This is a genomic window from Paenibacillus sp. NAIST15-1, from assembly GCF_001894745.1.
Classification (GTDB): Bacteria; Bacillota; Bacilli; order Paenibacillales; family Paenibacillaceae; genus Paenibacillus_B; species Paenibacillus_B suaedae.
Genome location: NZ_BBYF01000004.1, coordinates 57,215 through 78,676, shown reverse-complemented (window position 1 = coordinate 78,676; position 21,462 = coordinate 57,215). Strand labels below are relative to the sequence as shown.

Below are 21,462 nucleotides of genomic sequence, written 5' to 3'. Positions count from 1 at the left end.
AAAGATGTACGACTTTGATAAAGAAGAAGGTTGATAGGGATGCAAACGCAAGCTCTGAGCACAGAGACGCAATTATTTAACATTATCGATGGATCAGTTACAACACCTCATGGATTTCTGGCCAGCGGGCTGTATTGCGGCTTGAAGAAATCCGAACGTAATGATTTGGGAGCTATCGTATGCGATGTGCCTGCTACAGCAGCTGCTGTGTACACAACGAACGTATTCCAAGCGGCGCCGCTTGCCGTAACGCGTGCTAGTTTGAAGGAAGAGGGCAAGCTGCAAGCCATTATTGTGAACAGTGGAAATGCCAATGCCTGCACAGGAAAGCAAGGGGAAGCGGATGCTTACCGTATGCGCAGTGCATTTGCAGAGCAGCTTGGCATTGCACCACATTACGTGGCTGTTGCATCCACAGGCGTCATCGGCGAGCCGCTAAAGATGGATTGCGTGGAAAGAGGGATTGTGGAGCTTCCTGAGAAATTGACAGCACTTGGGGAAGGTGCGGAGCAGTTCTCTCAAGCGATTTTGACAACGGATCTGGTAAAGAAGGAAGCATGTGCGGTCGTCATGGTCGATGGCAAGCAAGTTACGGTTGCGGGGTGTGCCAAGGGATCAGGAATGATTCATCCGAACATGGCTACGATGCTTGGATTCGTAACGACCGATGCATCAATCGGCCAAGAGGCACTGGCAGGCTTGCTTCGTTCCACAACGAACAAGACATTCAATATGATAACGGTGGATGGAGATACGAGCACGAACGATATGCTTATCGCACTGGCGAGCGGCATGGCAGGCAATGAATCTCTCCATGAGCAGCATGAAGCATGGCAAGCGTTCGCAGCAGCATTCCACTATGTGTGTGAACAGCTTGCTAAAGCGATCGCTCGCGATGGAGAAGGAGCGACGAAGCTGATTGAGGTGCGTGTCACTGGAGCTGTATCAGATGAGGCGGCATCTGCGATTGCCAAGTCGATTGTTGGATCAAGTCTTGTGAAATCAGCTGTATTTGGTGCAGATGCGAACTGGGGGCGGGTTATAGCAGCTGTGGGTTATGCGGGGCAGCCGGTTAATCCCGATACGGTGGATATTCATATGGGGCCAATCACTGTGCTTCAGCAGTCAACACCGGTTGCATTTGATGAAGAGGCGGCGCTTGCCTATTTGAAGGGAGATACAGTCATCTTCCACGTTGATTTACATATGGGAGCTGGCGAATCCAAGGCATGGGGTTGTGACTTAACTTATGATTACGTGCGCATCAATGCGGCGTACCGAACATAGAGCGAGGCAAATGGAGGTCGTGATCTGTTGCAGTAACTGGACTGCAGTGACATAGCAACAGCAGCGCTACGAGCAGCGGATTTCTTTTTGCGCACAGTATTGGGATAGGAAATCAGAGAGAGACATCGGAGAGGCTAGATAAGCTGCAAGCAAGTGTAAAGTTTCATTAAGCGGTGTAAAGCAAGAGTGGGAAGGAGCGGCGTCGGAGTATGGCAACGACAGAAACTCAGGGCATAGAGCAGTCATCGGCGGCTACAGCTGTAAAGCTGTTCGTCATGAAGTGCGGAGGAAGCACCTTGGCAGCATTGCCGAATTCGTTCTATGAACAGCTTCATCAGCTTCAGGAGGACGGTATAGTTCCTGTAATCGTCCATGGGGGTGGACCTGCGATATCAGGCATGCTGGATAAGCTCGGCATCAAGTCCGAATTCATCGGCGGGCTTCGTAAGACCGATGAAGCCGTGCTTGACGTCGTCGAAATGATCCTTGCCGGACAGATTAACAAGCAAATCGTACGGCGCCTCACACAAGTAGGGGCTAAGGCGATTGGGCTGTCGGGAACAGATGGTGGACTCATTCAGGCGGAGCCGGTACCTAACGCGGCACAAGTAGGCTTTGTCGGAGATGTGACCCATGTCAATGCATCCTTGCTAGCTGGATTAGTCGACTTGAATCACATGCCAGTCATTGCGCCAGTTGGTCTGGATCGTGCAGGCCAACGCTATAACATCAATGCTGATACTGCAGCAGGTGCTGTAGCGGCTTATCTCGGATCGGAGCAGCTTATTGTGATAACGGATGTACCCGGCATTATGAGGAACGGCCCAGAAGAGAAAGTTGTACTTCCCGTTGTGACGACTGAGGAAGTTGAGGCGATGATCGAGAGTGGCGATATTTACGGAGGGATGATCCCGAAGGTGCAGGCTGCAATGAAATGTCTGGAGGGCGGCGTGCAGGAGGTTGTTATTGCTGACGGATCTGAACCTGATGTGCTGCGCCGATTGATGGCCGGGGAAGCGATCGGAACTCGAATTGTTAGGTCATAGATGACCTATTAAGACATGGAATAAATTGAAGGTTGGATCTTTTAGATGGAAGAATGCAGCAGCTGAGAGGCTGTGAACAGAGTAACAGACTGAACGAAGGGGTGGAGACGATGACGAAGAATATAGATGCTGGGAAGGAAGCTAGCGCTTTGTTCCCAACGTATGCCCGCTATCCAATTGCACTGGTCAAGGGGCAAGGGAGCCGCGTATGGGACAATGAGGGGAAATGCTACTTGGATTTCATGAGCGGCATAGCCGTAACGAACTTGGGACATGTGCCGGAGAGGGTCAAGGCGCGTGTACAAGAACAGCTAAATACGTTATGGCACGCTTCGAATCTCTTCCATATCCCACAGCAGGAGCAAGCGGCGGAACTGCTGACCGCGAATACATGTGCAGATGCTGTATTCTTCTGCAATAGTGGAGCGGAAGCGAACGAGGCAGCTATTAAGCTGGCGCGACGCTATCATACAGCAGTTGCTAAGACAGGGCGGTCGGAAATTATTACGTTTCATCAATCCTTCCATGGCCGCACTTTGGCGACGCTGACAGCAACTGGTCAAGACAAGGTGAAGGATGGATTCGCTCCGCTGCCAGCAGGATTCCGTTATGTACCGTTTAACGATAGTGAAGCGCTGAAAGCTGCGATAACGGACAATACCGCAGCGATTATGCTTGAAATCGTGCAGGCAGAAGGTGGTGTCTTCCCGATCAAGGCATCATTCGCTCAAGAAGTAGCTGCATTGTGCAAGGAGCACGGGCTTCTTCTCATCGTGGATGAAGTACAAACGGGAATGGGGCGTACAGGAGCATTGTTCGCACATGAGCATTACGGCCTTCAGCCTGATGTCTTTACCGTGGCCAAGGGGCTCGGGAGCGGCTTCCCAGTAGGAGCTATGCTAGCGCAGGAATATCTGCGGGCAGCGTTCAGTCCGGGCACACATGGCTCGACCTTCGGCGGCAACCCGCTCGCGATGTCAGCTGTAGTAGGCACATTGGAGACGATGCTGGAAGAGAAGGCTGCGCAGCGGGCGGCGGAGAAGGGGACGACCTTGCTTAACGCGCTGCGGGTGAAGTTGAGCGATGTACCGCTAGTGAAGGATATACGAGGTCTCGGGCTTCTTGTTGGTATCGAGTGCGCGGAACCTGTGGCGGATGTGATTAAGGAGGCACAGCAGGCAGGCTTGCTATTCATTAGCGCTGGTCCGAATGTGATTCGTTTGCTTCCGAATCTGTTCGTAACTGACGAAGAAATCGAAGAGGCTGTGGCAATTATCCACGATGTATTAGTGAAGCGTTCAGAGGTTGTTGCTACGGCATAGATGGCAATCGGAGCGTGTGCACAGATCGGATGGGAAGACAGCGACTATATACGGAGGTGGCCTTGATGGCAACAACAGCATCTACAATTGATTTGCGCGGACGCGATTTTATTGCGCTCGCTGACTATACAATGGAAGAATTGCAATACTTGATCGATCTCGCGATTGAGCTGAAGCGGAAGCAGAAGGCAGGCGAGGTGTATCAGCCGCTGAAGGGGAAGACACTCGGCATGATCTTCGAGAAGTCATCCACCCGCACGCGTGTATCGTTCGAAGTAGGGATGTACCAGCTCGGCGGCCAGGCATTGTTTTTGAGTAAAAATGATCTGCAAATTGGCCGCGGGGAGCCAATATGGGATACTGCCCAGGTGCTGTCTCGCTACGTGGATGGCATTATGATCCGAACGTTTGCCCATCGCACGGTCATAGATTTGGCGCGCGGCGCTACCATACCGGTTATTAATGGATTGACGGATATGAATCATCCATGCCAAGCGCTGGCCGATTTCCAGACGATATATGAGAAAAAAGGAACGCTGCAAGGCTTGAAGCTGGCCTATATCGGGGACGGCAATAATATGGCGAATTCACTGCTGATGGGAGCAAGCAAGCTGGGGATGCATGTCGCTGTCGCATCGCCCGAAGGATATATGCCGGATGAAGGCATTGTGAAGCAAAGCCGCGAGCAGGCGCAGCAGTCAGGATCTCAAGTGCTCATTACGAGTGATCCGAAGGAAGCAATCGCGAACGCCGATGTGGTCTATACAGACGTATGGGCAAGCATGGGGTTCGAGGCGGAGCAGTTGAAGCGTGAGCAAGCATTCCGTAACTTCCAAGTGAATGAAGAATTAGCTCGGTATGCGAAGCCTGATTATATATTCCTGCACTGCTTGCCTGCACATCGTGGTGAAGAAGTCAGTGAAGGTGTTATTGATGGAGGCCACTCTTTTATTTTCGATCAAGCGGAGAATCGTCTGCATGCGCAGAAGGCGATTATGGCTTCCTTGATGGGAGCGTAACCTCTACAGCATCTGAAGCATATTGAACGGGGGAGTCATCGTGGCAAAGAACAAAATTGTGCTGGCCTATTCAGGCGGCTTAGATACATCCGTCATTCTAACATGGCTAAAGGAAACCTATGACGCAGAGATTATTACGTTTACCGCGGACATTGGGCAGAAGGAAGAACTAGAGGGCCTTGAAGAAAAGGCAATCGCAACAGGTGCATCCAAAGTCTACATCGACGATTTGCGTGCAGAGTTTGCGCAGGACTTCATCTTCCCAATGTTCCAGGCAGGTGCGCTGTATGAAGGGCAATATCTGCTCGGCACAAGCATTGCGCGTCCGCTCATTGCGAAGCGGATGATTGAGATTGCTCGTATGGAAGGCGCAACGGCGATTGCTCATGGTGCAACTGGCAAAGGGAATGACCAAGTCCGCTTTGAACTGACGGCAGCGGCGCTGGCACCGGACATTCAAGTCATTGCGCCTTGGCGCTCGGAGCAATTCCGCGCTGACTTTCCAGGACGCGCTGAGATGATCGCCTATGCAGAGAAGCATGGTATTCCGGTGCAGGCTTCTGCGGCCAAACCATACTCGATGGATCGCAATCTGCTCCACATTAGCTTCGAGAGCGGCATGCTGGAGGATCCTTGGTTTGACGCAACAGCAGATGCGAATAAAGGCATGTACGTACTGAGTGTCTCTCCAGAGGATGCGCCGAATGAGTCTGAACTCATCGAATTAACATTCGAGCAAGGCAATTGCACTGCGGTTAACGGAGAGGCGCTCTCCCCTCTGCAGGTAATGGAGACACTGAATGAGCTTGGCGGCAAGCACGGCATTGGTCGTGTTGATATGGTAGAGAACCGCTTCGTTGGCATGAAGAGCCGCGGCGTCTATGAGACACCGGGCGGTACGATTCTATTTACGGCACACCGCATCATGGAATCGTTGACGATGGATCGCGAAGTAATGCATATCCGTGACTCGCTTATTCCGAAGTACAGTGCTGCAGTATACAACGGGTTCTGGTTCGCACCGGAGCGGCTTGCGATTCAAGCACTCGTTAACGAAAGCCAGAAGCATGTAACGGGCAGCGTGCGGCTTAAGCTGTACAAGGGCAATGTGATGGGCGCTGGCGTACAAAGTCCGGTGAGTCTATACAATCCAGATATCGCAACGATGGAGGCAGACCCATCTCAGGCATACGATCAAAATGATGCAACAGGCTTTATTCATTTGAACGCCTTGCGTCTTAAAGTCGCTGCCGGCGTGCATGGTACGAAGGTTCATGGGGCTTCCTTGCAAGAAGCGGGCGTGTAACACAGGAAGGGGAGAGCATCGTGAGCAAACTATGGGGCGGTCGGTTTACGAAACAGACGGATCAACTCGTTGAACAATATACAGCTTCGATTACTTTCGATAAAGCAATGGCAGAAGAGGATATACAGGGCAGCCTTGCTCACGTGGCGATGCTGGGGGCTTGCGGTATATTGCCGCAGGGGGATGTAGATCAGATAACGGATGGACTTCATCAGGTCGCGAGTATGATCCGCCGTGGGGAGCTGGATTACTCCGTATCCGATGAGGACATTCACATGAATATTGAAAAAGCGCTCATTGAGCTTGTTGGCCCGGTGGGCGGCAAGCTGCATACTGGACGCAGCCGCAACGACCAAGTGGCGACCGATATGCACTTGTACTTGCGCAAGCGTGTGATCACCTTTGTTGAGCTGCTTGTGCAGCTGCAGGAAGCACTTATTGCGCAGGCGAAGGAGAACGTAGAGGCAATCGTGCCTGGCTATACGCATTTGCAGCGTGCGCAGCCGATTCTATTCGCCCATCACTTGATGGCGTATGTTGCAATGTTCGAGCGCGATATCGAGCGTTTGACGGACAGCTATAAGCGCATTGATATGCTTCCACTTGGAGCGGGTGCGCTCGCGGGGACGACATTTGCGATTGATCGTCACTACACCGCGAAGCAGCTTGGCTTCAACCGCGTATATGAGAACAGTCTTGATGCAGTGAGCGATCGGGATTTCATCGTGGAATTCCTGTCGAACGCTTCCCTGATTATGATGCACTTATCCCGCTTGTGTGAGGAGCTTGTGCTCTGGTCGAGCACCGAATTTCAATTCGTGGAGCTGGACGATGCGTTCTGCACGGGTTCAAGCATTATGCCGCAGAAGAAAAACCCGGATGTGGCGGAACTAGTTCGCGGAAAGACAGGGCGGGTTTACGGCAATCTCATGGGCATGCTGACGGTACTCAAGGCACTGCCGCTAGCCTATAACAAGGATATGCAGGAAGACAAGGAAGGCATGTTCGACACTGTGCATACGCTGGACGGGGCACTGCGCCTATTTGCACCGATGATCGCTACGATGAAGGTGAATCGCAGCCGCATGCGGGAGGCGGTGCGTCAGGACTTCTCCAATGCAACTGACATTGCAGATTTCCTTGTTGGCAAAGGATTGCCATTCCGTCAGGCACATGAAGTTATCGGCAAGACGGTGCTGTACTGTATTGAACAGAACAAATACCTGCTTGATCTGACCCTGGATGAGTTTAAGCAGTTCTCTGAGCTGTTCGATGATCGTATCTATGCTGTCCTTCAACCTGAGCAGGTTGTCAATGCACGCAACGTATACGGCGGAACAGCAACGGTGCAGGTGGAGGCCGCCATTGGGCGGGCAGAACAAGCATTGGCACAGAAGGCGCTCTGGATTGAAGCCAACGTTGGGATCAAATTAGCTTAAGGGTAAGAGTTGACGGTAGGCTGATTTCTGTTGGATTGGATGATCAGCGATAGTATTCAGCATCGCCATGAAAGCATGCAGTTCAACTTATCGAAGAGCACTGCGCGTTAATAGTGTCCTGTGAGGCGCTGACGCGCTTGTGCTTTTTTTGCATTTGAAGGGAGGTTTCGCTTCGTAGACTTCACCCCTTCCATTGCCTGAATATGTAAACATGTGTATAATTAACAATGTGCATATGCACGATCAAACTTCAGAAGGAGGAATGCTAATGCCTCAGCCGAAGTACGTCACCGATATCGACAAGGTCACACAGTTGCCCGAGACGGAAAGGAAACGGCTCAAGCAGATTACCGAGAAATTTGTATTCCGCGTCAACGATTATTATTTGAACCTCATTGATTGGGACGACCCCAATGACCCGATTCGGAAGCTTGTTATCCCGAATACCGGGGAACTGAAAGAGTACGGACGATGGGACGCCTCAGACGAGGACACAAACTACGTAGTCCCTGGCTGCCAGCATAAGTATTCATCCACCGCATTATTAATTGTATCGGAAGTATGCGGCGCCTATTGCCGATACTGCTTCCGTAAGCGACTATTCCGCAACGATGTCAAAGAAGCGATGTCCGATGTGAATCCCGGACTCACTTACATTGCCGAACATCCCGAGATCAACAATGTCCTGCTTACCGGTGGAGACAGTCTGATTCTAGCCACCCCGAAGCTGCGCATGATTTTACAACGTCTGCGCGATATCCCTCATGTTAAGATTATTCGATTAGGCTCCAAGCTGCCCGTTTTCAATCCGATGCGGATTTATGAAGATGAGTTATTGCTGGAGACGATTCGTGAATTTTCAACACCTGACCACCGGATTTATGTGATGGCCCATATTAATCATCCACGAGAAATTACAGAAGAAGCGAAGCGCGGATTCCAAGCACTGCACGAAGCTGGAGCTATCGTAGTCAATCAGACGCCGGTATTGCGGGGGATTAATGATGATGCGGATGTACTCGGAGAACTGCTAGATAAGCTGTCATGGGCTGGGGTAACCCCGTATTATTTCTTTATTAACCGGCCGGTTGCTGGCAATAGTGAATTCGTCCTTCCACTAAAGGAAGCGTACCAACTCGTTGAAGCAGCCAAGGCGAAGACCTCAGGTCTTGGTAAGCGGGTCAGGTTATCCATGAGTCATACATCAGGCAAAATTGAAATTCTAGCGATTGAGAACGGAAAGGCTTTTCTAAAGTATCATCAATCAAGAGAGGGCAATTATGGCGCGTTCATGGAGCTTGATTGTCCTGATGAAGCTGCTTGGTTCGATGACTTGCCAGGAAATGAACAGTTTTGGACACCACCACGCAAAAAACGGCATGACATCGTATCTGTCAATCAGCTTACAGATATGCCGCAGCAGCGAACGAAGCGGGATGCGTAATGCAATGTTCTGTACCTCGAAAGGGAGAAACTCCTTTCAATGCTGGGTACGGCGGCGTAGATTGAATGATCTCGCCTTGCATCCGGATCCAACTTCATTCTATAAGAGGACGTGGCGCTTGGCCGATGCCTCACCGCATTTTCTAATTCTGCATAGATGGTGATTGATTTACGTCCATCATTGGTTTTCCGCAATATAGTTTTATGCTTACACGAATAAGAGCCCTCCTTATCAATGGCTGAAGGAGGGCTCTTACTATTGAACCTCAACATATTTCCCCAGTTAGCTAATCGTTGAATACTGGCCCGTTTACACCGTCCTCTAAAATCGGGCTCTGATCCTTTTTCGAAGAAGACTGATCCGATCCGCCTGTATTGACTGCTATAAGTGTCGGCTGTGGTCTGTACGTATCCACGAACATCTTTTTGCGCTCGACCTCTTTGCCGTTAACGAGCTTGATTCGGTACGATTCTACCGTATAGCCCTGTTTCCCCTTCTGGATTGTCTCGTGGCTGCCGATAGGGAGATTTGGATTTTTCACATATTTAATCGTTGGCTCCAGTACCTTCAAGGTTTTGGTCTCCATCCGATAGGATAAGTCCTTATCCATTGTGCCGAAAAATTTAATAATGAGCCGATTGTCCTCAGCAGCAGTTCGAATAATAAGATGCTTGCCGGTTGTGTTTTTGAAGCGGAAATTAATATAGCCCTGAGAGAAGGTGGCATCTAACCCAATTGGTAAGTAAGAGACAGGTAATGAATGATTGCGTCGCTCGACGATTTCCAGACCAGTACGAAGTACTGCATTGTATAAGGTGCTCGATACTTGGCAAATGCCACCGCCAATGCCGGGCACAAGCTTGCCGTTGAAGATGACGGGAGCTTCCTTGAAGCCGTATTTTTTTTCCGTTTCAGCAATGACTTTATCATAGTCGAAAACCTCACCAGGCTTCAGCACCATGTCATGAATGGTCTGGGCAGCTGCGTTTACATTATGGGTGCGGCCGTCACTGGCTTGCACGAAGCTAGTTGAGAACTCAATAATCTTTCTTTCAATCCCCTCCGCTTTCAGCGATGCTATCGTGACTGGTGGGGCTGTTTTTTGTAATGGTACCTGTAGTGCAATGGATTGCCCTTCATTCCACGTGTGTGGGATGGAGGTGCGGATGAGTTGTTCCAGCTGTAATCGGTCGATGCGAAGAACCGTTTTTTCGGCTGTATAGCGTATGTTGTCGTCTTTAGTGATTTCCCGCTGTGCATTTACGGGCTTGCCGAATGTATTTTCCTCCCAGTCTGGCGTCAAGCGCTTCGTCCACACGTCCTTATTCCAGCGGAATTGAAGTGTCCACGATGTCGGGAAATAGTAGCGTGCTTGAATTCGTTCCCAGAGAGAGCCTTCCTTCATCTTGTCGAGTGCGCGTAAAATAGGCTCCGCATCATATGTAACGCCGAGATTAGCAAGTGTAGTTTTGACTGGTTCAACGTTCGTTTCTTCGAAGGAGAATTCGAATGGCGTTTGCTCCAACTGCTCAATTTTTGCTTTTAATTGCTCGCGGAAGGCGTCCATGGATAGAGAGCCGATATTCCAAGTGGACAGATGTACGTTGGGAGGGATTGTCGGCTGTGAAGCATAGCTGTGAGCCAAGCCCCATACCGCAGTACCTACCAACAAGAGCGAGGCAACGGTTATAAATAGTGCATGGATTTTTTTCACTGCAATAGCCTCCTGCTTATGAAAAAATGAAGAAGAGCGTCCTTGCTTGAAGCAAGCCTAAGGACGAGAAGATTGGATTTATTCATTTTCATACTATATGCGACTTGCATAGCAAACTTGACTCTATGAGTGTAGAGAACACGGGAACAATTGCGTTAGCTTGTCGGAGGGGAGAACTACAGCAAGGGCCGGACTGCTTCCGACGGCGTTAGCTGCTATAGAAGGCTGAATGATAGCTGAATGTGGTGCAATGCGTAAAAAGATGTTGAAATTTCCTTTCTTTTAAAGGAATTAGAGCACTTATGTCGAATGTATATAAGCTGATCTTTTAAACTTAGGGTGTGATCATTTGATAGAAATGCAAGATGTATGGAAAACGTATCAAGACGGCTCTCACGCATTGCGCGGCATATCCGTCCAAATTGATAAGGACGAATTCGTCTATTTGGTTGGACCGTCGGGAGCGGGAAAATCGACATTCATGAAATTGATCTATAGAGAAGAAGTGCCTACGAAGGGGCAAATTTTCGTAAGTGGATTCAATATCGGCAAGCTGAAGCAGCGCAAGATTCCGTTCGTTCGGCGCAATATCGGTGTCGTGTTCCAGGACTTTCGGCTTTTGCCGAAGCTGACTGCTTATGAGAATGTTGCCTTCGCGATGGAAGTTATCGAAGCGCCGAAGAAGGTCATTAAGCGCCGTGTGCCTGAGGTGCTGGAACTGGTTGGATTAAAGCATAAGATGAGCAGTCTGCCGGCACAACTGTCTGGGGGAGAACAGCAGCGAATCGCGATTGCAAGGGCAATCGTGAATAATCCATCAGTGATTGTTGCTGACGAGCCAACGGGGAACCTCGATCCAGAGACATCATGGGGAATTATGAAGCTGCTTGAGGAAATTAATTTCCGCGGCACGACGATTGTCATGGCTACTCATAACAAGGATATCGTCAACTCGATGCGCAAGCGGGTTATTGCGATCGAGCAGGGACTTATTGTTCGTGACGAGGCACGGGGGGAATACGGCTATGATTTTTAATTCACTTTCCCGCCATGTCAGAGAAGGAAGCAAGAGTATTTTCCGCAATGGATGGATGTCTTTCGCATCGATTAGTACGATAGTGATCTCGTTGTTTATATTAGGTGTGTTCATGTTATTGTCGTTGAATGTAAACGAGATGACGAAGCAAATTGATAACAAGGTTCAAATTCGAGTCTATTTGAAGCTTGATGCAACACAAGAGCAGAAGGAACTAGTCGCTACAGATATTGGCAATATGTCAGAGGTAAGCAAGGTTATCCCGATCTCCAAGGAAGAGGGCATGAAGCTGCTGGAGAAGAACTTGGGTGAAGATGGCAAGGAACTGCTTAACGGGTATACGAAGGATACCAATCCGCTTCCGGATTCCTTCACGGTTGAAGTATACGATCCAGCAACGATTGGCATAGTCGCGAAGAAGATTAGTGCCATTAATGATACGAATAGCGCGAAGCCGCTGTGGAAGGTCAATTACGGGAAAGGAACGGTCGATACCTTGCTGAAGGTAACGGCAACCGTACGTAACTTCGGCCTTGTTATTGTAGCCGGCCTAGCCGTGACAGCGATGTTCCTTATTTCGAATACGATTAAAGTTACGATTATGGCTCGTCAGCGCGAGCTTAGCATTATGAAGCTTGTTGGGGCAACCAATTCCTTCATCCGAGGACCGTTCTTCGTCGAGGGGGCTCTATTAGGCATTGTAGGGTCACTGATTACCGTTGGACTGCTATTTTACGGATATCAGCAGCTCGTGACAAATTTTGAGCTGGGCTTGCAGATGGTCAAGCTTATTCCACTGCAGGATGCGTGGCTGCTTGTTGGCAGCACTCTAGTGGGACTAGGCATTTTGATTGGTGCGTGGGGAAGTACGATATCCATTCGTAAATTTTTGAAAGTATAGCATCGACGATATGCAGAACGTGAACGACAGGCCCGAATCGGGGAAGATAGGAGGAACCGGATTGAAACGGAGTACTGGATTGAAGAAGTGGATTATGTTAATCGCAAGCTTTGCAATTCTCTTCTCGATGGCGCCGCCTTCAACGGGACAAGCATCTGAGTTGGACAAGGTCAATCAACAGTTGAAGCAGCTTCAGAGCGAGATGCGTCAAGCGGAGAATAAGCAGCAAGAAGCGAAATCCATGAAGGCCGAAGCAACAAAGTTGCTTGGGAAGACGCAGAAGGATATGGACTACCTTCTGTCTGAGATTGATAAGAAAGCTAATGAGATGGCGAATGTCGCTCATCAAATAGATGAAACAGAATTAAATTTGGCTGAGGCAGCAGATGAACTGCAGAAGGTCAACAAACGAATTGATGAACGTGAGGATTTGCTGGATACGCGTGTGCGATTGATGTATACGAACGGCGTCGTGTCCTACATAGATGTATTGTTTAGTGCGACAAGCTTCTCTGATTTCCTGGATCGATTCGATTCATTGCAATCGATCGCTGAACAAGATAAGGAAATATTGGCGGAGCATAAGCGTGACAAGCAGCTTGTTGTCCAGAAGAAGCAGGAGATCGAGACGAACCTGAAGCAAGTAAAATTGCTGTATGCGAAGCTCGATAATGCGAAGAAGGACTTAATGCTGAAGGAAAAAGAAAAAGAAGTCATGATTGCAAGCTATAATAAGCAAATTGACGAGTCAGATGACGCGAGTGAGGAGCAGGACAGACTGCTCGTTGAGTTTGCGAAGAAGCGTGCCGAGCTGCTCCGTAAGAAGAATGAGCTGATGAAGCCGAAGGAAAAGCCAAAGCCGAAGGCGAAGCCAAGAAGCAATTCGAACTCGTCGAACTCAGTGTACTCGGGCGGCAAATTTGCAGTTCCTCTTCATGATGATTATTATATCTCTTCACGATTCGGTTCGCGCACGGATCCGATTACTGGGAAACAAGGAGCGTTCCATAGCGGTCTCGATATGGCCACTCCGGGAGGTACAGATATCTATGCTGCTGAATCAGGTACAGTTCTGATTGCAGAATGGTGGTCTGGATACGGCAACTGTGTCGTCATCGATCATGGAAATGGCGTTTGGTCCCTGTATGGACATATCCGCAACGGTGGAATTAAAGTATCGAAGGGTGACCAAGTTTCACGTGGCGACAAGATTGCAGAGGTAGGAGCAACAGGCCGTGCAACAGGCAACCACCTCCACTTTGAGGTTCGCGTGGATGGAGAACGCGTTGATCCAGAACCATATTTGAAATAAAAATGGCAGTTTCGACATATACTAAGATGAATGTTGACTGAGTAAGCGTAGGGAACATAGGGAAGACAAAGGCGGTGATTCGATGTCATTCAAAGGGCGAACCGTCGCTCTGCTCGTCGGAGCGGCTATGCTGACAGGCAGTGCCTTAACGTTTACAGTAATGGACTTGCCGATATTTGCGAGTGGTGGACAAGCTGCATCGACAGGCAATGGTTTATCAGCGAGCGAGATGCAGAAGCTGAACTCGGCGTTAGGCATTATCGAGAATAAATACGTTACCGCCGTTGAGCGCAACAAGATTGTAAATGGCGCAGTTCATGGCATGATCGCCGCGCTTAATGATCCTTACTCCTCCTTTATGGAGAAAGAAGAAGCGGAGCAATTCAACCATAGCATTGAAGGTGCTTTTACTGGGATTGGCGCGGAAGTGACGATGGAGAATGGCGAAGTGACGGTAGTATCGCCGATTAAGGGATCTCCTGCTGAGAAGGCTGGCGTCAAGCCGAAGGACGTGCTGATTTCCGTAAATGGCGAGAGTCTGGAGGGCAAAAACCTAAACGAGGCAGTAGCGAAAATCCGCGGCCCGAAGGGTACGAAGGCTAAAATACTTATCAAGCGGGCAGGGCAAACAGTTCCACTTGAGCTCATCGTTGTGCGAGATGAAGTAGACATGGAGACTGTATATCCGAAGATGCTGGATGGAAGCATTGGCTATATTGAGATTCGTCAATTCTCATTGAATACGTTCGATCGTTTCAAGGAAGAGCTTGAGAAGCTGGAGAAGCAGGGAATGAAGGGGCTTGTTATCGATGTGCGTAACAATCCGGGCGGGGTGCTCGATATTGTGCAGAAGATGACAGAGCTGTTCGTTCCAGAAGGCAAGTCCATTGTTCAAGTGGAGGATCGGAACAAAGAGCGCAGCAGCTACTTGTCTAAGGGGACTGCGAAGCTGAAGCCATATCCCGTCACGATGCTGACGAATAAGGGCAGCGCCAGTGCTTCTGAAATTATGGCAAGCGCGTTGAAGGAATCTGCTGGAGCGAAACTCATCGGTGAGCATACATTCGGCAAGGGAACAGTACAGACGAGCTATAATTCTGGAGATGGCGGTCTGATCAAGATTACAATTGCGAAGTGGTTAACGCCGCAAGGCAATTGGATTCATCAGAAGGGCATCGAGCCGGATATTGCGGTTCAGCAGCCTGACTTCTATTATGTCGCTCCTGTTCCGAAGGATAAGATGCTCGCATTTGATATGAATGATGCGAATGTCAAGAATGTTCAGATTATGCTTGATGGACTTGGTTACAAGCCAGGTCGTAAGGATGGCTATTTCTCCAAGGAGACTGAGGCAGCCATTAAGGAGTTCCAGCAAGCATCCAAACTGACCGTCACGGGCAAGGTTGATGCGAAGACGGCAGAACAGCTTGAGCAGGCGATTGTTAAGGCGATGCGGGATCCGAAGAACGATGCACAGCTCCATAAGGCGGTTGATGTACTGAAGAAGGAAATCCGCTAAATGCTGTCGAATATAAAGAAGGTCGTAAGCTTCGGCTTCGGCCTTCTTTTTCTTTTGATTGCATGAATGGGTTTTCGGGTAAATGGATACGTGTGAACGTAAAAGTTCGTCTCCATTAAAGTTATAAAGGGTTATAGAAAGTAGGTATTTGGTTTGAAGGCAAGATGGTTAGTAAGCTTGAAGACAAGGATGGCTGCAGGTGGGCAGCTTAGAGGGAACGTGTTCAGCATAGATAGAGTGCGTAGTCTAATTGGTGATGGAGAGGGGCGAATCATGTGAACCTGCTGTTGGATATCAGTATTCGGGTAGGCGAGGCTGTATTGCAATGGCTTATCTCGCCGTTTTATTGGCTGTCCATTCTACTCATTGCCATGCATTATCGCAGGCAAGTGATCCTGGAGCGAAGACTGTTCGCCGTGAAAATGCACAGCTGGATCACCCATACCTGGCATGCATGGCTTGGTGGCTTGATTTCAGGCATCCTCGTAACGTTCGCTGCAATTGGACTCGGCGTGTCTCTGACACGGGAAGTGATCGTGCTGCTGTGGATCATTGCTCTCGTACTGCTGCTTATCCGTGTTCGATTTCTGTGCCTTGCTTATGCGGCAGGCTTGCTTGCCATTATACAATTTGTACTAAATACATGGGTGACAACATGGAATCCAGATGGCTGGCTAGGGGATGCCGTTGCTTCAGTGCGTGGGATGGACGCTGCTGGGCTGCTGGTGCTTGTCGCACTTCTGCATGCGGCTGAAGCTGTCCTTATTCGCAAGCAGGCAGCGCGTATGGCTGGGCCGATGTTCATGGAGAGCAAGCGTGGACGCGTCGTCGGTGCCTATCGCATGCAGAGCATGTGGCCAGTTCCGCTTCTTCTACTCTTTCCAGCGGGTGAGGGAGCAGCTTTGCCTTGGACGCCGCTGTTCGGTGGAGAACTGTGGCAGCATGGCTGGTCGCTCATTGCATTTCCGATCGTGATTGGCTTCTCCGAGCTGACGTTTACGAAGCTTCCACAGCAGAAAGCAGCGCTAAGCAGTACGCGTTTGTTCGCGTATGCGTCACTGCTGCTTGCGATTTCATTAGCTGCTGCTTGGTGGTCGCCGCTTGTGCCTGTGGCCGCAATTGCAGCCATCGGCATGCATGAGGGCTTAATCTGGTTGAGTCGCAGAGAAGAAGCGGAACATAGTCCGGTGTTCACGCAAGATGCTGGAGGACTCCGCATTTTGGCTGTCCTGCCGAATAGTCCAGCAGCGGAACTTGGTATTATGCAAGGTGAAGTGATTGTGAAGGTGAACGGTGTGAAGGTAAGGACGAAGGCGGAGCTGCATCAGGCACTCCGTATAAATTCCGCGTTCTGTAAGCTGGAAGTGAACAACTTATCAGGTGAGGTTCGTTTCTTGCAGCGGGCTATTTATGCTGGTGAGCACCATCAGCTGGGCGTGTTGCTTGCTCCTGATGATCGGGTCGAATATGTAGCAGTTACACAAGCTCCGTCATTATTTTCATACTTGTTAGTGCCTTGGACACGTTCCAAGCGTGGAGCAAAGCGTAAGCTGCGTGAGCAAGCAGAGAGCGATGTGCAGTCTGCAGACCACATGAGTGAGGCTGCGAAGACGTTGAATGCATCAATGCCTACAGATGTGGATAATCGAGCATAGTAAGGATAATAATTTTCGGGAATCCAATCTACTCAATTGATTTTGGGGATATACAGCAAACTGAGTGGGATTTGTATACAAGAATCGAGATTAAGCATTTAACAAAAAGGGATTAATCAGGTCAGTTTTGCAGCTGCTCTGATTAATCCCTTTGTTTTTGAACTCAAATATATTTAATCTTGTGGATTGTGGATAATAGGATTGGAATATATGATTTTGTCGACAAGTTGTTAACATTCTGTAGATAAGTCCGTGAATAACGTGGATAAGTACTGTTTATCCTGTGAATAACTGTTGGATAACCATACGCTTGAATCAGCTAACGAACGTCTATTGCACCATTTTCCGCAGAACAATGATTTCTACGCGTCGATTTTGTTGACGATGTTGCTCTGTGTCGTTATCCACAAGTGGACGAGTTTCGCCATAGCCGGCAATTTGGAATTGTGCGGCATCGAGCTTGTTATCATCTACGAAGTAACGAAGAACGGATAGGGCTCGTGCAGCGGATAGCTCCCAGTTATCCTTATAGCGGCCGCCCTGGGCGAACGGTAGGTTGTCCGTATGTCCCTCAATGCTGATGGATGTACTCAGCTTCGGAAGTAAGGTAGCAAGCTTCTTCAGTGGAGGGAATGCATTTTCCTTCAATTCTGCACGACTCAAATCGAACAGCAGTCGATCGCTCATTCGAATAGCGATTCCTTTTGGTGTATCAGATACGGTAATTTGGCTGCCCAGTTTGTTCTCATCGATATATTGCTGGATGACACCCATGAAGTTTTTCAGCTCTGCCTCTTGCTTGCGGAAGGCCAGATCCTTGTTCGTAATTGTACCTATTGCCACGGCTTTTTCTTCCTTGTCCTTGCCGTCGGCTCCGTCTTGCTTGGTTTGTTTGTCTCCTGTTTGTCCTGGCTTTGCATAGGATCCATCCAGAATGGTGGAGCCCTTTAAGGACGTATCCGTATTGCGGAAGGATACCTGCAGTGTTTCAGACAGAGACTCATATTTATCCACATCAATCTTACTCATGGCATACATGACGACGAAGAAGATCATGAGCAGGGTGATGAGATCCGCGTACGTAATGAGCCAGCGCTCGTGATTCTCAGCGCGTGCTCCTGATTTTCTATTTCTGCGTCTCATGAATCATCCCCCGCTTTGCTTCTGGAACCAACTTGAGCGGTTCGAAGGAGTCTTCGGCGAGTAGGAATGAGCCAAGTTTTTTACGAATAATTTGCGGGTTCTCGCCAGCTTGTACCGCTAAAATTCCATATTCGATCATTTCCATGACACGTAATTCTTCCATGCTGCGCGCTTTAATTTTACTCCCAATCGGCAAGTAAATGATATTCGCGGTTGCAACCCCGTATAGGGTGGCTGTGAAGGCAACGGCAATGGATGGTCCAAGCGAAGACGGATCTGACAAATTGCCGAGGACGTGGATTAGACCCATAACGGTTCCGATAATCCCCATTGTCGGCGCATAACCACCAGCTGCTTCAAATATTTTTGCATAGCCTTCATGTTTTTCTTCGATGGCGTCCATCTCCAGCTCCATCATTTGCTTCACGAGCTCGGGATCAGTTCCGTCTACAATCATCATGATGCCATCACGCAAATACCCGTTCTCGTGAGTGTGGGCTTGGTTCTCCAAAGCGAGGACACCTTCTCTGCGAGCGACAGTACTCATGGCGACGATGTCGTCGATTAATTGCTGTGCATTTGTTGATTTGCGGCCGAATGCCATTTTAAGTGCGTTCGGGATACTTCGCAGCCGATTGCCTGGGAAGCTGATGACGACAGCGGCAATCGTTCCGCCGAAGACGATGAGTGCAGCCGTTTTCTCCCATAAGCCACCCATCTGTCCACCTTCCCACAGGAAGCCTCCGATGAGTGCAGCTAAGCCGGCAAGAATGCCAATTACAGTTGTTTTGTCCATAGATAATCCTCTCTCCCGTTCATTGTTTCCCATTTGCATCCAATCGATGAAAAGAGTATAATGGAAAAGGGAACAAACATTCTTATTTTTCATATGTAAAGATGATGTCCGCCTCATGCGGGATCCTTCTTTGCAACGATTTTAGCATCCATACTATCATGGTAACAGACCTGAGCGAACCAATTGTTTCGCCATGCTGTACCTGATATGTTTATCGGGTGGAAATTGGGTAAAGTTTAGGGGAAGAGGGCGCTTGTGGGGCTGTACCAAAGTTTTGAGCCAAGAGTCCTAGAGTGTCCCAGAGCGATCGCTTTTTGCGCGAATAAGCAGGATGAAATGCCTATAAACAGAGAATGAGGCAGGAATTTATTTTCATTACAGTAGTGTTTTGCTGTACGGGTTGGAGTACGGCTGCTTGATGCATTACGAGCTCTGACAGATACAGTTCATCATATAAAATGTACATGATATTAAGTAGAAAGTGGTGAGGTTGTGACGGACTTTGAAAGGGAAGACAGACCTTTTGAGCTAGTATCCGAGTTCTCCCCTCAAGGAGATCAGCCTAAGGCGATTGAACAATTGGTTGAAGGCGTCCATCAAGGGAAACGGTATCAGACGCTGCTCGGAGCGACAGGAACAGGGAAGACCTTTACCATCGCCCAGACGATAGCTCAGTTGAATCGTCCTACGTTAATTATTGCTCACAATAAGACACTCGCTGCACAGCTGTGCAGTGAATTCAAGGAATTCTTCCCGAACAATGCTGTGTCTTATTTCGTCAGCTACTACGATTACTATCAGCCTGAAGCCTATATTCCTTCTTCCGATACGTATATTGAGAAGGATTCCAGTATCAATGAAGAGATCGACAAACTTCGTCACTCTGCTACCAGCTCCTTGTTCGAACGCCGTGATGTGATTATTGTAGCGAGTGTATCGTGCATCTATGGCTTGGGTTCCCCGATGGAGTACGGCAACCTCGTATTGTCGCTTCGGGTGGGGATGGAGAAGCCGCGGAACGCGATTCTTAGTAAGCTAGTTGACATTCAATACCAGCGTAATGATATGAACTTCACACGCGGCACGTTCCGCGTGCGGGGCGATGTTGTTGAAATCTTCCCAGCCTCGAATGGTGAAAACGCAGTTCGGGTGGAGCTTTTCGGTGATGAAATCGAGCGAATTACTGAAATAGATGTGCTGACCGGTGAAATTATTGGTGAACGAGAACATATCGCGATCTTCCCGGCGTCTCACTTCGTAACGCGAGAAGAGACGATGAAGGTGGCCCTCGTCAATATAGAGCGTGAATTGGAAGAAAGGTTAGAAGAATTGCGCAGTATGGGCAAGCTGTTAGAAGCACAGCGTTTGGAGCAGCGTACTCGCTATGATATCGAGATGATGCAGGAGATGGGCTTCTGTTCGGGGATCGAGAACTACTCTGGACCGCTCACATTCCGTGAACGCGGTGCAACACCGTATACATTGCTTGACTATTTCCCAGACGACTTTCTTGTCGTGGTCGATGAGTCTCATGTTACGCTCCCACAGGTACGTGCGATGTACAACGGGGACAGAGCGCGGAAGGAAGTGCTTGTTGAGCATGGATTCCGCTTGCCGTCGGCGATGGATAATCGACCGCTCAAGTTTGAGGAGTTCGAGCAGAAGGTAGGTCAGGCTGTGTTCGTATCAGCGACGCCGGGGCCGTTCGAGCTTGAGCATACTCCGAAGATGGTAGAGCAAATTATTCGTCCGACGGGCCTTCTAGATCCAGTTATTGAAGTACGGCCTACGAAGGGGCAGATTGACGACTTAATTGAAGAAATTCGCATTCGCTTGGATAAGGATGAGCGTGTCCTTGTAACGACGTTAACGAAGAAGATGTCCGAGGATTTAACCGACTACTTGAAGGAAATCGGCATTAAGGTGCGTTATTTGCATTCTGATATTAAAACCTTGGAACGGATGATGCTGCTGCGTGATTTGCGGTTAGGTGTGTACGATGTGCTTGTCGGCATCAACTTGCTGCGTGAAGGGCTCGACTTGCCGGAAGTATCGCTGGTTGCGATTTTGGACGCAGATAAGGAAGGCTTCCTGCGTGCAGAACGCTCCCTCATTCAGACGATTGGGCGTGCGGCGCGGAATGCATCAGGACGTGTCATCATGTACGGGGATAAAATGACGGATTCGATGCATAAGGCCATCACGGAAACAGAACGGCGCCGAAAGATTCAGATGGCGTTCAATGAGGAACATGGCATTACGCCACAGACAATCCGCAAGAAAGTGCGCGATGTGATCGAGGCGACGAAGACAGCGGAGTCGAAGGAAGGGTACGATATCAGCAAGTCTGTCGAGAAGATGTCGAAGAAGGATCGTCAGTCGGTCATTCAGCGATTGGAAGCGGAAATGAAAGATGCCGCGAAGAACCTCCAATTCGAACGAGCAGCCGAGCTGCGTGATGCTTTGTTGGAATTGAAGGCGATGGACTAATATAGAGCAGTAATTTTAGATGCCGTACGTGGT

At 49.2% G+C, this 21,462-nt stretch carries 16 protein-coding genes; 13 read left to right on the top strand and 3 right to left on the bottom strand.

Features of this window, described 5'->3' with window-relative positions:
* The first annotated feature begins 39 nt into the window (after positions 1-39).
* From argJ to PBN151_RS11285, 7 genes are all read left to right on the top strand, one after another.
* Entirely contained in the window at positions 40-1,287 is a 1,248-nt protein-coding gene (argJ, locus tag PBN151_RS11315) for a bifunctional glutamate N-acetyltransferase/amino-acid acetyltransferase ArgJ (RefSeq protein ID WP_072729036.1), read from the top strand.
* A 209-nt stretch (positions 1,288-1,496) separates the two neighbouring features.
* Positions 1,497-2,333, top strand: a complete 837-nt coding sequence (gene argB, locus PBN151_RS11310) for an acetylglutamate kinase (protein ID WP_072729035.1) — start codon at positions 1,497-1,499, stop codon at positions 2,331-2,333.
* Positions 2,334-2,443: 110 nt separating this feature from the next.
* Positions 2,444-3,655 (top strand): acetylornithine transaminase, encoded by a 1,212-nt coding sequence (locus PBN151_RS11305; protein WP_072729034.1) that lies wholly within the window; start codon positions 2,444-2,446, stop codon positions 3,653-3,655.
* Positions 3,656-3,720: 65 nt separating this feature from the next.
* On the top strand, positions 3,721-4,674 hold the full coding sequence (gene argF / locus PBN151_RS11300; protein ID WP_072729033.1) for an ornithine carbamoyltransferase: 954 nt from the start codon (positions 3,721-3,723) through the stop codon (positions 4,672-4,674).
* 40 nt (positions 4,675-4,714) lie between these two features.
* The gene (locus tag PBN151_RS11295; protein ID WP_072729032.1) at positions 4,715-5,980 is read left to right on the top strand and encodes an argininosuccinate synthase; all 1,266 of its coding nucleotides are present in this window, start codon (positions 4,715-4,717) and stop codon (positions 5,978-5,980) included.
* 20 nt (positions 5,981-6,000) lie between these two features.
* Positions 6,001-7,419: an argininosuccinate lyase gene (gene argH, locus PBN151_RS11290; protein ID WP_072729031.1), complete on the top strand. Its 1,419-nt coding sequence runs from the start codon at positions 6,001-6,003 to the stop codon at positions 7,417-7,419.
* A gap of 268 nt (positions 7,420-7,687) precedes the next feature.
* Complete coding sequence (locus tag PBN151_RS11285) at positions 7,688-8,863, top strand: KamA family radical SAM protein (RefSeq protein WP_072729030.1); 1,176 nt, start codon at positions 7,688-7,690, stop codon at positions 8,861-8,863.
* Between the two features lie 286 nt (positions 8,864-9,149).
* On the opposite strand, the gene PBN151_RS11280 is transcribed toward PBN151_RS11285, so the two are convergent.
* Complete coding sequence (locus PBN151_RS11280; protein WP_072729029.1) at positions 9,150-10,577, bottom strand: VanW family protein; 1,428 nt, start codon at positions 10,575-10,577, stop codon at positions 9,150-9,152.
* Between the two features lie 349 nt (positions 10,578-10,926).
* Between PBN151_RS11280 and ftsE the strand changes: the two genes are divergently transcribed.
* From ftsE to PBN151_RS11255, 5 genes are all read left to right on the top strand, one after another.
* Entirely contained in the window at positions 10,927-11,613 is a 687-nt protein-coding gene (gene ftsE / locus PBN151_RS11275) for a cell division ATP-binding protein FtsE (protein ID WP_021257098.1), read from the top strand.
* Entirely contained in the window at positions 11,603-12,514 is a 912-nt protein-coding gene (gene ftsX, locus PBN151_RS11270) for a permease-like cell division protein FtsX (RefSeq protein WP_072729028.1), read from the top strand. Before ftsE ends, ftsX begins: the two co-directional genes overlap by 11 nt.
* A 61-nt stretch (positions 12,515-12,575) precedes the next feature.
* The gene (locus tag PBN151_RS11265) at positions 12,576-13,826 is read left to right on the top strand and encodes a murein hydrolase activator EnvC family protein (RefSeq protein WP_083545102.1); all 1,251 of its coding nucleotides are present in this window, start codon (positions 12,576-12,578) and stop codon (positions 13,824-13,826) included.
* A gap of 82 nt (positions 13,827-13,908) precedes the next feature.
* Entirely contained in the window at positions 13,909-15,345 is a 1,437-nt protein-coding gene (locus PBN151_RS11260) for a S41 family peptidase (RefSeq protein ID WP_072729027.1), read from the top strand.
* A gap of 275 nt (positions 15,346-15,620) precedes the next feature.
* Entirely contained in the window at positions 15,621-17,000 is a 1,380-nt protein-coding gene (locus PBN151_RS11255) for a PDZ domain-containing protein (protein ID WP_072729026.1), read from the top strand.
* Between the two features lie 330 nt (positions 17,001-17,330).
* Here the strand turns inward: PBN151_RS11255 and PBN151_RS11250 are convergent, their stop codons facing one another.
* Both PBN151_RS11250 and PBN151_RS11245 read right to left on the bottom strand, forming a co-directional pair.
* Positions 17,331-18,143 carry a flagellar motor protein MotB gene (locus PBN151_RS11250; protein ID WP_072729025.1) on the bottom strand — a complete coding sequence of 271 codons (813 nt, stop codon included), beginning with the start codon at positions 18,141-18,143 and terminating at the stop codon, positions 17,331-17,333.
* Positions 18,127-18,939, bottom strand: a complete 813-nt coding sequence (locus PBN151_RS11245) for a flagellar motor protein (protein ID WP_072729024.1) — start codon at positions 18,937-18,939, stop codon at positions 18,127-18,129. The genes PBN151_RS11250 and PBN151_RS11245 overlap by 17 nt, the downstream gene beginning before the upstream one ends.
* 492 nt (positions 18,940-19,431) lie before the next feature.
* Here PBN151_RS11245 and uvrB point away from each other — a divergent pair, with 492 nt between their 5' ends.
* Complete coding sequence (gene uvrB, locus PBN151_RS11240; RefSeq protein WP_072729023.1) at positions 19,432-21,429, top strand: excinuclease ABC subunit UvrB; 1,998 nt, start codon at positions 19,432-19,434, stop codon at positions 21,427-21,429.
* Positions 21,430-21,462 lie beyond the last annotated feature (33 nt).

Excerpts from the sequence above, each read along its gene's own strand:
- PBN151_RS11250 (WP_072729025.1), bottom strand. The coding sequence starts at position 18,143 with ATGAGACGCAGAAATAGAAAATCAGGAGCACGCGCTGAGAATCACGAG.
- argF (WP_072729033.1), top strand. The coding sequence starts at position 3,721 with ATGGCAACAACAGCATCTACAATTGATTTGCGCGGACGCGATTTTATT.
- argJ (WP_072729036.1), top strand. The coding sequence starts at position 40 with ATGCAAACGCAAGCTCTGAGCACAGAGACGCAATTATTTAACATTATC.
- PBN151_RS11245 (WP_072729024.1), bottom strand. The coding sequence starts at position 18,939 with ATGGACAAAACAACTGTAATTGGCATTCTTGCCGGCTTAGCTGCACTC.
- PBN151_RS11305 (WP_072729034.1), top strand. The coding sequence starts at position 2,444 with ATGACGAAGAATATAGATGCTGGGAAGGAAGCTAGCGCTTTGTTCCCA.
- ftsX (WP_072729028.1), top strand. The coding sequence starts at position 11,603 with ATGATTTTTAATTCACTTTCCCGCCATGTCAGAGAAGGAAGCAAGAGT.
- argB (WP_072729035.1), top strand. The coding sequence starts at position 1,497 with ATGGCAACGACAGAAACTCAGGGCATAGAGCAGTCATCGGCGGCTACA.
- PBN151_RS11285 (WP_072729030.1), top strand. The coding sequence starts at position 7,688 with ATGCCTCAGCCGAAGTACGTCACCGATATCGACAAGGTCACACAGTTG.
- PBN151_RS11260 (WP_072729027.1), top strand. The coding sequence starts at position 13,909 with ATGTCATTCAAAGGGCGAACCGTCGCTCTGCTCGTCGGAGCGGCTATG.